Source organism: Mycobacterium sp. SMC-18 (genome assembly GCF_045310895.1).
GTDB lineage: Bacteria > Actinomycetota > Actinomycetes > Mycobacteriales > Mycobacteriaceae > Mycobacterium.
In genome coordinates this window covers 1-12,443 of the sequence record NZ_JBJIAL010000073.1, presented here as the reverse complement: position 1 = coordinate 12,443, position 12,443 = coordinate 1, and the positions used below count along the sequence as shown (strand labels likewise).

Here is a 12,443-nt window from a genome sequence, read left to right as displayed (position 1 = left end):
CTCCGGGTCGTACTTGCTCGGCATGACATGCACCTTCCCAAGGAAGGAGGTGCGCATCAAACGCGGGATGGTTCAGTCGAGTCGGTGGCGGCCACCGGACCGATCCCCAGAACGCTCGACAGGTTGCAGGACGAACTCGGCCAAGGGCCGTGCCTGGAATCGATCTGGAACCTGTACACCGTCCGTGTCGAGGACTATGCGACCGAGACGCGGTGGCCGGCCTTTGTCACCGCGTTGCGCGCTCAGACACCGGTGCGCTCGAGTCTGTCCATTCAGCTCTACACCAACGAAAGAGAGCTCGGGACGCTCAACTTGTATTCCGAGGAGGCCAACGTCTTCACCCATGACGTCGAGCAGACCGCCCTGACGCTGGCGGCTCACGCCGCGATCGGACTCGCCAATGCGCGCCGCGGCGAAGAGCTCCAGAGTGCGTTGGCGTCGCGGGACATCATCGGCCAAGCCAAGGGCATCCTGATGGAACGGTTCGACGTCCCCGTAGGTGCGGCCTTCACGATGCTGACGAAGCTCTCGCAGGAATTGAACATCCCTCTGTATGAGGTCGCACGGAAGCTCATCTTCGAAGAGCACCCGCCAAAATAGAAGCTCGGCAGGTGGTGAGACCTGCCGAGCTTCTATCAGTGGAGCGAGTGACGGGATTCGAACCCGTGTGAACGGCTTTGCAGGCCGGTGCCTAGCCACTCAGCCACACCCGCACTGATGACCACAGTGCCAGTGCGTGCGCCTGCCGCCCAGGGTTGAGATCGCGGTGATTGCTACCCCTCGCAGCAATCCCCCACCGGCCGACCCACCGCCGGGCCACCCTGCGGCCAGCCGGCCGGTGAGTCCTCCCACGGCTCCTGACGGCCGTACGGGGTCAGATCCAGGAACGGATAGCCGACCGCCGAATGGTCGAGCCCGCGCGCGTACGCCGAATACGTGTGGAACACCTCGTCGCCGCGGCGCAGGAAAATGCTTGCGCCAGGCCAGTCTCCGCGCAGGTCGTCATCGGTCCAGCCGTCGGCGTGCAGTTCATCGAGCGACTTGTAGTTGTATTCGCTCGGCGCTCGCGCCGGGTCGAGTGTCACGTGGAAGTCATAGGTGAAGTCGCCGTCGCGCGACGAGTACCAGGGGAACGTCCAGCCGTGCTGGTCGCGGTAGCGCGCGATGCTCTCGTACGGCGCCCGGGACACACACGCGAACGTGACGCCCTTGCCGTGCAACAGCTCTCGATCCCCTTCGGTGAACGTCAGGTCAGCCGCGGCAGTGCAGCTCGGGCAGCCGGCATCGATCGCATCGATCCACATGAAGTGGTGGATGTACAGCTGGTTGCGGCCCTCGAACATGTCGAGCAGGCTGACGGCGCCATCGGGTCCGTCGAAGACGTAGTCCTTCTCGATCTTCACCATCGGGAGCCGACGGCGTTCGGCGTTGACGGCGTCGCGCAGATGCGTCGCCTCCCGCTCCCGGGCCAGTAGCTTTGTGCGGGCCCCGAGCCATTCCTCCCGCGTGACGACGTCGGGATAGGCAGTTGGTTGCGCGGACATGGGCATCACTCCTTGTCAGAAATCGGCCTCTACAAAGACAGACTTCGACTGCCGCCAAAAGTCATCGGCGCGCATTAGTTTGTCCCTCATGGAGTGGCTGGCAGACCCCGCCTTTTTCGGCGGACCCGGGCAGGGCTCGCGGCAGATCATCGAACTCGTGGTCGCGTTCGGCCTCACCGCACTGATCGGACTCGAACGGGAAATCCAGGGCAAGAGTGCCGGGCTGCGCACGCAGACCATCGTCGGCACCGCAGCGGCGCTGATCATGTTGGTGAGCAAGTACGGGTTCGGCGACGTGCTGACGCCAGGTCTGGTGGTCGTCGACCCGTCACGTGTCGCGGCCCAGATCGTCTCGGGCATCGGGTTCCTCGGCGCGGGCATCATCATCGTGCGCCGGGGTTCGGTGCACGGGCTGACCACCGCCGCCTCGGTCTGGGAATCGGCGGCGATCGGCATGGCGGCCGGCGCCGGACTACTCCTGCTGGCCACCGTGATGACCGGGATGCACCTGCTGATCATCATCGGGTTCATGCCACTGGCGCGACGGCTGGCTTCGCGATTGGGCGGGTCGGTCCGCCTCCACATCACGTACGCCGACGACCGCGGTGTTCTACGGGATGTGTTGCAGGCGTGCGGCCGGCGCGACTGGCAGATCACCGACCTCGAGACCGATCCGGCCGGCGAGCCGATCGGCGCCCCGCCAGGTCACGTCGGCGTCCAGCTGACGCTCGGCGGCGCAGGAGTGCTGCGAGCTGCGTCCGTCCTGGCCCTGATCGACGGCGTGGCGGGAGTGCGCCAACTGGAGGAGGACCCCGACTAGAGCCGACCGCATCCCCCCGCAGCATGACAGCGGGGACCGCACCAATCAGCCCGCAGAGCGATCCGTGCCGGAGTCGTCGCGACCTACCGTCGCGCCATGACCAGTCAACCCCTTGTAGCCGCCGTGCCCCGGATTGCCGCGCTCGACATCCTGCGTGGTTTCGCGCTGGGCGGGATTCTCGTCGTGAACATCACGGTGATGGCCAATCCGCACGGGCTCGCGGCCGGACCCATCCACACCCTGCTGACCGCGTTCGTCGCAGACAAGTTCTACCTGCTGTTCTCGTTTCTCTTCGGCTACTCCCTGACACTGCAGTTTCGTTCCGCCGAGCGCGACGGCGCCGACGGTCGTCTGCGCACGCTGCGCCGCTGCATTGCATTGATGGCCATCGGCTTGCTGCATGTCGCTTTCTTCTTCAGCGACGACGTGCTGTTCGGCTATGGGTTGCTCGGATTGATCCTGTTGATGCTGAACAGAATTCGGCCGAAGACCGCGCTCTGCTGCGCGGTGGCGCTGTACACCACGTTCGTCATCGCGGTGACAGTCGTCGGCGTGCACACGCCGGACACCGCCATCGATGACGACGGCGCCGTGGCCGCCCTGCGCGCAGGATGGCTCACCGCGGCGTCGTACCGATGGGAGACATTCTTCGAACGGTTCGACCTGTTCCTGGTCTTCGGGTTCCTCAATGTGCTGCCGTTGTTCCTCGTCGGGTTCGCCGCCGGCAAGGCGCGGCTGCTCGAGACGCCCGACCGGTACCAGGCTCTACTGCCGAAGTTGCAATGGTTCGGATTCGGCATCGCGGCCCCTTTCACGCTGCTGATGGCGATCCTGGGCAACCCCGCGCCGGCCGGCCTGGCGGCGCTCCTCGATCTGCCCCTGGCTGCGGCATACGCGGCGACCATCCTGCGGCTGGCGCAACGCCGACCACAGCTGGCACAGACCCTTGGAACCGCCGGAAGGTTCGCCGCCACCAACTACATCGGGCAATCCATCATCGCTTCGGTGATCTTCACCGGCTACGGCTTCGCGCTCGTCGGGAAACTGCCGGACTGGTCGGTCCTCCTGATCGCATCGGCCATCTATGGGATGCAACTCGGCGGCAGCCGCCTGTGGGCACGCCACCACCGGTACGGTCCGATCGAATGGCTGCTCCGCCGCGCCACCTACGGTCCCAGGCCTATGTGGCCCGCGCGCACTTTTCTAGAGTCCTAGGGGTGAGCAGCCGGACGCGGTCACGCGTCGATCGAACTCTGAGCGCCGTCAGCTACGCGGTGTCGCTGTTTCTGTTTGTGATGGCCTGGGCGACTGTCGACGCAACTTACGCGGTGCCACCTGCCGCCCGCCCTGTCATCGCCGCGGTCGCCGCTCTCCCGCTGGTGGCGATCCGGCCGAATCCGTTTCTCGGATGGGCGATATCGGCGACCGGTGCGTTCGTGCTCCCGTTGAGTTGCGCGCCGATCAACGCCGCCTTCCCCTGGCAGATGGTTCACGTCGCGGTGCTGCTTGTGCTGCTGGTTTCTGTGACCATCCGGTGCCCGCTCGCGGCGGCGGCGGTGGCCTGGGTGTCGACCACCGGGTCGCTGCTGGTGAACTCGGCCGACGGCGCGGGATTCGCGGTCGCCGTCACGGTCGTCGTGGTGATCGCACTGCTCACCCGCGAACTCTCTGGGTCGCGACGGCAGCTCGCCGCCCAGCGCGAGATCAACGAACTGGAACGTGCGCGCCGTTCTGTCCTCGAGGACCGTTCGCGGATCGCGCGTGACCTTCACGATGTGATCGCCCATCACATGTCGGTCGCTGTGGTGCAGGCGCAAAGCGCGCCATACCGGTTGACTTCGGTGACCGACGAAACCAAAGCGGAATTCGACGCGATCGGCGCCAGTGTCCGGGCCGGCCTCAATGAGATTCGCGCGGTGCTCGGTGTCCTGCGATCCGACGGTGAGGTGACCGACGTGAGCCCGCAGCCCGGCATCGCGGGCGTCCGAGAACTGATCGACACCACGCGGCGCGCGGGAGTTGACCTGGCCTTCAATACCTTTGGCGATCCGACGAAAGTATCGGAGCTGTGCGGAGTGGTCGTCTACCGGATCGTGCAGGAGTCGCTCGCCAACGCGGTCCGCCACAGTCCAGGTGCACCCGTGACGGTCACGATGCACCACGCGTCGGACGCCACGACGGTGACCGTGAGCAATGGACGCGCCGCGGCACAGAGTGCAGCCGAAACTCCGTCGGGCGGGCGCGGCATCACCGGCATGCGGGAGCGCGCAGCGGCGGTCGGCGGCACGGTTGACGCGCGACGGCTGGCCGACGGCGGATACGAGGTGCACGCACGCATTCCGGCGACCATCGCGCCGACAGCGGAGCCACACGCGTGACGGGACCGATCACCGTCTTCATCGCCGACGATCAGGCCATGGTGCGCCAGGGTTTTGGCGCGCTCCTGTCCGCGCAGCCCGACATCGCCGTCATCGGCGACGCACCGAACGGACGCATCGCGGTGTCCGAAGTCAGGCGACTGCGGCCCGACGTGGTGCTCATGGACGTGCGAATGCCGGAACTGGGTGGTCTGGAAGCCACTCGCGAAATCCTCTCGGCGGCAACAACACCGCCGGTGCGGGTCCTGATGCTCACCACATTCGACATCGACGAGTACGTGTACGAAGCACTCAGCGCGGGAGCCAGCGGATTCCTGTTGAAGGACGCACCTGCCGACGACCTGATCCGCGCGGTGCGGGTCGTGGCGGCCGGCGACGCACTGCTGGCACCGAGTGTCACCCGTCGGCTCATCGCAGACGTCGTCCGACGCCGTTCCGGACCACGGCCATGGGGCCGCGAGCTCGCCACGTTGACGCCCCGCGAGCGGGAAGTGCTCGAGCTGATTGCGCAGGGCTTGTCGAACACCGACATCGCGGACCGCTTGTTCGTGACGGAGCACACCGTGAAGACGCACGTGGGCAACATCTTTGCGAAACTCTCGCTTCGCGATCGCGCGCAGGCCGTGGTCGTCGCCTACGAGTCCGGACTGGTCAATCCGCGATCGCCCGGCTGACGTGCCCGGCGATCATCTCGTACACGCCGCGCGTGACGTCCGTTGCGTTGCTCATGATGTTGTAGCCGTGGTCGACGCCGGGTACCTCGTGGTACTGCGCCAAAGCCCCCACGGCATCCAGCTTCTGGGCATACTGCCACGCCTCGTCGCGCAGCCGGTCGTACTCAGCGGTGACGATCAGTGCGGGGGCGATGCCCTTGATGTCGTCGGCGTTGTCGCCCCATGCCGGTGAGGCCAGCCGATCACGGCGCTGTGCAGGGTCCGGGATGTACGCGGTGTCGAACACCTCGCTCATCCACGGCCGCATCACGGCCTTGTCCCCCAGCGCGGACCGCTTGTCCTTGCTCGCCGTCACCAAATCCAGTGGCGCATAGTGCAACATCTGCAGCTTGATCTCGGGTCCGCACTGTTCCAAGGCCAACCGAGCCGCAGCCGCGGACAGACTACCGCCGGCGCTCTGACCACCGACGCACAGCTTGTTGCCATCCCATTCACGTTCGGCAGCGGCGGCCCAGACGAGAACGTCATACACCTGCTCGACGGGGGCCGGAAACCGCTGCCCCGGCGCCAGCACGTAATCGGTATTCACCACAACGACATTCGCGTGCGCGGCCAGAAATCGGCACCAGGGGTCGTCCTGTTCACGGTGGCCGACGACGAAACCGCCACCATGGACGTTGACGTAGACGCCTGCTGGGACGCCGTCCGACTTGGGCCAGTACACCGTCGCCGCCGTGTCACCGTGCCGCGTCGGAATCACCGCCGACGTTGTGCTGCCGGTGATTTCAGGAAATCGGACGCCCGGCTTCGGCGCCGGATTGATGGTCGACGAGAACAGTCGCGCGACGGCATCCGCGACGACGGGCTTGGCGAGGATTGACACGAACCCGACTGTACCGACGCCCGAACCGTAGTCGTCGAACGCGACTACCCCACGCCCTTGCCTGCGCGGAAGGATGCCACGCAGCCGAGCACCGCCAGTCCGGCGAAGACGGCGAACAACCAGCTGGCCCCTACCGCGTCGGGCCGATCGACCGTGTTGACCACGATGCCCGCCAGCCCCGCGCCGAACGCCCCACAGATCAGCTGCACCGTGTTGATCGCCGCCGCGGCCACCGTGCCCTGCGCGGGATCGTCGACTCGGCCCATCGCCCACACCGACAAGTGCGGCCATGCCATGCCGACGCCGATGCCGGTGATCAGCAGCGAGAACGCCCAGACCGCAACCACGGCCGGCGATGCCCCGTCGACCTGACTCAGCGCCGCGGCACCCAGACCGATGGCCATCACCAACGGCGCCACCGCCACGATGCGCACCACCCGGGCAGGCGTCGTGACCGAGGCACTGACGATCTCGCTGACCGTCCACCCGACGCTGAGCGCCACCGCGAGAAAGCCCGCCGTCAACGGGACCAGACCCGCCAGCCGCTGCCCGTACAGCGGCACGTACATATCGGCCATGGTGGCCGCCATCAGTACGCCCAGGGTCACATAGATCCACTTGAACGGGCCAGGCCCGTAGGCGGTCCGCGGCAACACGCTCACCGGCATCCGCTGATCGACGACGATGAAGACGCCTACCAGCGCCACCCCGGCGGCCAGCAGCGCCACCATCACCGGCACGCTGCGCTGGATGCCCGCGACGCTGATCGCCATGGCCGCGGAGCCGAGAATCACCAATGACCACAGCGGAATCCGCAGCGGCTCGTGCACGCGGTCCCCTGACCGGCCCGGCAGGCTCAACGGCACCAGGACCATCACCGCGACGGTCAGGATCGCCAGCGCACCGAACGCCCAGCGCCACACGCCCAATTGCGCGAACAGGCCGCCGGACGAGGGACCGAGCAGCGTCCCGACACCCCACATCGCCGACACGAGAGCCGACGCCTTGGGCCAAAGCGATTGCGGCAGAGCCGTGTTGATCACGGCGTACCCCAGCCCGGCCAACGTGCCGCCCGCGGCGCCCTGCACCACGCGGCCGGCCAGCATCACCTCCATGGTCGGCGCCAGGGCACACATGAGGCTGCCGAGCGCGAAAACGCTGAATCCCAACAGATATGCCCGTCGCGGTCCGAAGCGGGCCACCATGCCGCTGACCGTCGTGGCCGCCATCACCGAGGCCACCAGGTACACCGTCGTGACCCACGCGTACAGCCGTCCACCGCCGATGTCGGCCACGGCACTGGGCAGCAGGCTGATGGTCAGGAACTCGTTGGTCGCATACAGCGCAACGCCACCGGCCAACACCGTCGACGCGCCCAGATACCGGGGACCCAGCAGTTCGCGCCAGCTGCCGATCGTCACGGGGTCGGCGCGCATCTCGGTCACGTCCGCGACGCTAGGGGCTCAACCGCGGTTGAGGTCAAGGAGCGCTCATTTCAGACCGGCCGCATCCATCCCGCGCAGTTCCTTCTTCAGGTCGGCCACCTCGTCGCGAATGCGCGCCGCCAGCTCGAACTGCAGATCCCGGGCCGCGTTCATCATCTGCTCAGTGAGGTCCTTGATCAGGTCCGCCAACTCCGCACGCGGCATGTTCGCCATGTCGCGGCCCTCGACGATGCCGGCGCTGACCGCACGCCCCGGCTCGCCCTGGGCCCGGCGACCGCGGGAGGCATTGCGGCCCGAACCGCCGATCTCGACGGTCTCGGTGTCCTCCGCCTCGCGGTACACCTGGTCGAGGATGTCGGCGATCTTCTTCCGCAGCGGCTGCGGGTCGATGCCGTTCGCCTCGTTGTAGGCGATCTGCTTGGCGCGGCGACGTTCGGTCTCCTCGATGGCCGCCTGCATGGAGTCGGTGATCTTGTCGGCGTACATGTGCACCTCGCCGGACACGTTGCGCGCCGCGCGGCCGATGGTCTGGATCAGGCTTCGCGTCGAGCGCAGGAAGCCCTCCTTGTCGGCGTCGAGGATCGCGACGAGCGACACCTCGGGCAGGTCCAGGCCCTCGCGGAGCAGGTTGATGCCGACCAGGACGTCGTAGTCGCCGAGCCGCAACTGACGCAACAACTCCACGCGGCGCAGCGTGTCGACCTCGGAGTGCAGGTAGCGCACCCGGATGCCGGTCTCCAGCAGATAGTCGGTGAGGTCCTCGGCCATCTTCTTGGTCAACGTCGTGACCAGCACGCGCTCGTCGCGTTCGGTGCGCTTACGGATTTCGCCGATGAGGTCGTCGATCTGGCCCTTGGTCGGTTTGACGACGATCTTGGGGTCGACCAGACCCGTCGGCCGGATGACCTGCTCGACGAACTCGCCGCCGGATTGGGCCATCTCGTAGGACCCGGGCGTCGCCGACAGGTACACCGTCTGGCCGATCCGGTCGGCGAACTCCTCCCAGGTCAGCGGCCGGTTGTCGACGGCCGACGGCAACCGGAAGCCGAAGTCGACGAGGTTGCGCTTGCGGGACATGTCGCCCTCGTACATGGCGCCGATCTGCGGCACCGTGACGTGCGACTCGTCGATGACCAGCAGGAAGTCCTCGGGGAAATAATCCAGCAGCGTCGCCGGCGCCGAGCCCGCGGCGCGGCCGTCGATGTGCCGCGAATAGTTCTCGATGCCCGAGCAGAACCCGACCTGCTTCATCATCTCGACGTCGTAGTTGGTGCGCATGCGCAGCCGCTGCGCCTCCAGGAGCTTGCCCTGGCCTTCCAGCTGGGCGAGCCGCTCTTCCAGCTCCTGCTCGATGGTGGAGATCGCCATCGCCATGCGCTCCGGGCCGGCCACGTAGTGGGTGGCCGGGAAGATGCGCAGGGAGTCGACCTTGCGCACGACGTCGCCCGTCAGCGGGTGCAGGTAGTAGAGCGCCTCGACCTCGTCACCGAAGAACTCGATGCGCACCGCCAGTTCCTCGTAGGACGGGATGATCTCCACGGTGTCGCCGCGCACCCGGAACGCCCCGCGGGTGAACGCCACGTCGTTGCGGTTGTACTGGATGTCGACCAGCAGGCGCAGCAACCCGTCACGCGGGACATCGTCGCCGACCTTCAGTTCGACCGAGCGGTCCAGGTACGACTGCGGCGTGCCCAGACCGTAGATGCACGACACCGACGCCACCACCACGACGTCGCGGCGGGACAGCAGGCTGGACGTCGCCGAGTGCCGCAGCCGCTCGACGTCGTCGTTGATCGAGCTGTCCTTCTCGATGTAGGTGTCCGTCTGGGCGATGTACGCCTCCGGCTGGTAGTAGTCGTAGTACGAGACGAAGTACTCGACGGCGTTGTGCGGCAACATCTCCCGCAACTCGTTGGCCAGCTGGGCGGCCAGGGTCTTGTTGGGCGCCATCACCAGGGTGGGACGCTGCAGCCGCTCGATGAGCCAGGCGGTGGTCGCGGACTTACCGGTACCGGTGGCGCCGAGCAGCACCACGTCACGCTCGCCCGCGGCGATGCGCCGCTCGAGTTCGTCGATGGCTGCCGGCTGGTCACCCGCCGGTTCGTACGGGCTGACCACTTCGAAGCGCCCGCCGGCCCGCACCATGGCGTCGACCGGCCGGTATTCCGAGTGCGCGAGGACGGGGTATTCGGTCGCGAAGGCCATGAGTACCAGGGTAGAGGCGGGCACCGACAGGCGCTGCCGGTCGCCGGGCGAGCGCGTACGCTGGCGCCATCCACGCACCCAAGCACGAGACGTTCGACCTGGCCGCCCGCACGAACACCGATCCCAAAGGCATCGTGCGGGCCGTCGACGTGTACCGGGTCGAGCCGTGGGGCCTGTACATGGCCCGTCCCACCCCCGGCCGCCCGCAGTTCTACTACCTGGAATCGTGGCTGCTACCGTCGATCGGCCTGCGGGCCAGTGTCTTCCATTTCAACCCGGGCTACGAGCGCGACCAGGACTTCTACCTCGATGTCGGCCGGTTCACCGCCGGCGAGCAGTCCTGGACGTCCGAGGACCACTACCTGGATCTGGTCGTCCGGTCGGGCAAGAGTGTCGAGCTGGAGGACGTCGACGAGCTTCTCGACGCGGTGCGTCACCACCTGCTGAGCACCGACGACGGTGAACGCGCCATCACGACGGCGACGGCCGCCATCGAGGGTCTGGCTCAGCACAATTACCAGTTGGGCAATTGGCTAGCCAGTCTCGGTATGTCACTGACCTGGCGCGACAGGTAATGTCAACAACCATGACATCGATCAGGCGCGGACGCATGGCCGCGGCATCGCTGGCGTGTGCCACCGCAGTGGCCACGAGCACCTCCCTGCTTCTCGCCACGACGGCAGCTGCCGATCCGGCACCTCCTGCCCCACCCGCACCACCGGCGGTCCCGGTCGGCGACAGCCCACCGCCCAGCGCAGGACCGCACAACGTCACCTACCGGGCCCGGATCGACGGGGTGTCCCGCGGGACGCTGATCACCTATCGGCTCACCGATACCCAGCTCAACTCGGCGACGCCGTCATTGCTCCCGGGCGAGTCGTTCGAAGCCTCGGCCGTGCTCAACAACTCGGCGAACGCCGGCATGCAGGTGTCGATCCAATGGCCGTACTCGGCCAGCCTGCACTGCGAGATCCTGGTCGACGACGAGATCGTCGCCCAGGCCGACCAGTTCGTCGCCCCGCGCCTGACACCGCAGCGCCAGGACCCCGGCTACGGCGTGCTCAGCTGCGGTTCGGTGACCGACTTCGATCCGAGCCAGCAGTACAGCGCCGAGCTACCGGGCACGCCGGCCACCCCGGCCGCGCCCGCGACGCCGGCCTCCCACTAAGGGCGCCAACCGGTTTCGTCGGCCCAGGCCCAGGCCCGTCGGTACGCACCGGCGAGCCAGGGCTCCTTGGCGTCGGCGTACTCCCCGCTGGTGGCCGGCGCGGCGGCCATCGCGTCGTGTTTGAGGGCGAGGTACTCGACCCGCTCGTCGGGGTTGGCCGCGAGCCACGCCGGGAACAGCAACGCGAACCGCTGGCCCGGCCAGCCGTCGACGCGGATGTGCACATTGGTGGGCCGGCCGGGATCGGCTGATGCGTGAAAGCGCTTCTGCCACAGGGCCTTGTCGTCGGTGTGGGCCACGTCTTCGTTGATGTCCGCGACCCGCGGGTAGCCGGCGGCCAGCAGCAGGTCGGTGAGCTCGTCGGCCACCTCGAGTGACGGCACGGTCACCTGGATGTCGATGACGTCCTTGGCGTCCAGGCCCGGCACGGCCGTCGACCCGATGTGGTCGACCCGCACCGCCCGGTGGCCGCACGTGGTGCGCAGCCGGGCCAGGATGCGGCCTGCCTGCTGGGGCCAGGTCTCGTCGTACGACACCACGGCAGGCGCGACAGTGGCCGGCACGCCGGCCTGCACATTGCGGGCGAACGGCACGATGCGCTGCTCCCACAGCTCGCGGGCGGCGGCCGCCAGTTCGTCGGCGCTGCCGTGGTTGTCCAGCCAGACATCCGCGACGGCCTGACGCTGTTCGACGGTGGCCTGCGCCGCGATCCGGGCGCGCGCGTCCTCCTCCGAGAAACCGCGGTACTCGATGAGCCGCGCCACGCGCACGTCCTCGTCGGCGTGCACCATGACGACCAACGGGAACAGCGGCGCCATCTGCGACTCGACGAGCAGCGGAATGTCTTCCACCACAACAGAACCCGCCGGTGCGGCCGCGATGAGCTCGGCCCGGCGCTTGCCCACCAGCGGGTGCACGATGCCGTTGAGGGTCTTGCGCTTCTCGTCGTCGCTGAACGCCACCGCGGCCAGCGCCGGCCGGTTGAGCGAACCGTCGGGCAGCAGGATGTCCTCGCCGAAGGCCGCCACGAGGGCGGCCAGTCCCTCAGTGCCGGGCTCCACCACCTCACGGGCGATCACGTCACCGTCGACGACGATGCCGCCTTCCGCCGCGAAGGTCGATGACACAGTCGATTTTCCGGCGCCGATGCCGCCGCTCAGTCCGATACGAAGCACGCCCACAGTGTGTCAGGGCGCTCCCCGATGAAATCAGGCACCCGCGAACGTGAAGTAGATCGTGCGGTTTCGCCCTCAAAGTCAATCGATTAGTGCAACGTGGCTAGGCGGCTTGGTTCAAGAGCGCGGCTAGGCGTTGGGCTGGGGTGTC

12 protein-coding genes and 1 tRNA gene are annotated in these 12,443 nt (G+C 67.4%); 7 read left to right on the top strand and 6 right to left on the bottom strand.

What is annotated here, in order from left to right:
* Window positions 1–27 precede the first annotated feature (27 nt).
* Window positions 28–600: an ANTAR domain-containing protein gene (locus ACJH6J_RS29210; protein ID WP_406804948.1), complete on the top strand. Its 573-nt coding sequence runs from the start codon at window positions 28–30 to the stop codon at window positions 598–600.
* A 39-nt stretch (window positions 601–639) separates the two neighbouring features.
* Here the strand turns inward: ACJH6J_RS29210 and ACJH6J_RS29205 are convergent.
* Both ACJH6J_RS29205 and ACJH6J_RS29200 read right to left on the bottom strand, forming a co-directional pair.
* Window positions 640–713: transfer RNA gene (locus ACJH6J_RS29205), tRNA-Cys, on the bottom strand.
* A 60-nt stretch (window positions 714–773) separates the two neighbouring features.
* Entirely contained in the window at window positions 774–1,544 is a 771-nt protein-coding gene (locus tag ACJH6J_RS29200; RefSeq protein WP_371824554.1) for a DUF899 domain-containing protein, read from the bottom strand.
* Window positions 1,545–1,632: 88 nt separating this feature from the next.
* On the opposite strand from ACJH6J_RS29200, the gene ACJH6J_RS29195 reads away from it, so the two are divergent.
* The 4 genes from ACJH6J_RS29195 (at window position 1,633) to ACJH6J_RS29180 (ending at window position 5,416) form a co-directional block, all read left to right on the top strand.
* The gene (locus ACJH6J_RS29195; protein ID WP_212814069.1) at window positions 1,633–2,364 is read left to right on the top strand and encodes an MgtC/SapB family protein; all 732 of its coding nucleotides are present in this window, start codon (window positions 1,633–1,635) and stop codon (window positions 2,362–2,364) included.
* Between the two features lie 96 nt (window positions 2,365–2,460).
* Entirely contained in the window at window positions 2,461–3,579 is a 1,119-nt protein-coding gene (locus ACJH6J_RS29190) for a DUF418 domain-containing protein (protein WP_212814067.1), read from the top strand.
* Window positions 3,580–3,581: 2 nt separating this feature from the next.
* Window positions 3,582–4,742: a sensor histidine kinase gene (locus tag ACJH6J_RS29185; RefSeq protein ID WP_244872871.1), complete on the top strand. Its 1,161-nt coding sequence runs from the start codon at window positions 3,582–3,584 to the stop codon at window positions 4,740–4,742.
* Entirely contained in the window at window positions 4,739–5,416 is a 678-nt protein-coding gene (locus ACJH6J_RS29180; RefSeq protein ID WP_212814063.1) for a response regulator transcription factor, read from the top strand. The genes ACJH6J_RS29185 and ACJH6J_RS29180 overlap by 4 nt, the downstream gene beginning before the upstream one ends.
* Here ACJH6J_RS29180 and ACJH6J_RS29175 read toward each other — a convergent pair.
* From ACJH6J_RS29175 to uvrB, 3 genes are read right to left on the bottom strand one after another with little or no spacing between them, the layout of a single operon-like run.
* The gene (locus ACJH6J_RS29175) at window positions 5,394–6,299 is read right to left on the bottom strand and encodes an alpha/beta hydrolase (RefSeq protein WP_212814060.1); all 906 of its coding nucleotides are present in this window, start codon (window positions 6,297–6,299) and stop codon (window positions 5,394–5,396) included. The two genes, ACJH6J_RS29180 and ACJH6J_RS29175, sit on opposite strands and share 23 nt — an antisense overlap.
* Before the next feature lie 44 nt (window positions 6,300–6,343).
* A complete protein-coding gene (locus ACJH6J_RS29170) occupies window positions 6,344–7,735 on the bottom strand; it encodes an MFS transporter (RefSeq protein ID WP_212814764.1) in 1,392 nt (463 codons plus the stop codon).
* A 54-nt stretch (window positions 7,736–7,789) separates the two neighbouring features.
* The gene (uvrB, locus tag ACJH6J_RS29165) at window positions 7,790–9,949 is read right to left on the bottom strand and encodes an excinuclease ABC subunit UvrB (RefSeq protein WP_406804947.1); all 2,160 of its coding nucleotides are present in this window, start codon (window positions 9,947–9,949) and stop codon (window positions 7,790–7,792) included.
* Between the two features lie 68 nt (window positions 9,950–10,017).
* Here uvrB and ACJH6J_RS29160 point away from each other — a divergent pair, with 68 nt between their 5' ends.
* Window positions 10,018–10,524, top strand: a complete 507-nt coding sequence (locus ACJH6J_RS29160; RefSeq protein WP_346416279.1) for a DUF402 domain-containing protein — start codon at window positions 10,018–10,020, stop codon at window positions 10,522–10,524.
* 11 nt (window positions 10,525–10,535) lie between these two features.
* Window positions 10,536–11,117 carry a hypothetical protein gene (locus ACJH6J_RS29155; protein WP_406804946.1) on the top strand — a complete coding sequence of 194 codons (582 nt, stop codon included), beginning with the start codon at window positions 10,536–10,538 and terminating at the stop codon, window positions 11,115–11,117.
* Here the strand turns inward: ACJH6J_RS29155 and coaE are convergent.
* The gene (gene coaE / locus ACJH6J_RS29150) at window positions 11,114–12,292 is read right to left on the bottom strand and encodes a dephospho-CoA kinase (RefSeq protein WP_406804945.1); all 1,179 of its coding nucleotides are present in this window, start codon (window positions 12,290–12,292) and stop codon (window positions 11,114–11,116) included. The two genes, ACJH6J_RS29155 and coaE, sit on opposite strands and share 4 nt — an antisense overlap.
* Window positions 12,293–12,443: the final 151 nt, after the last annotated feature.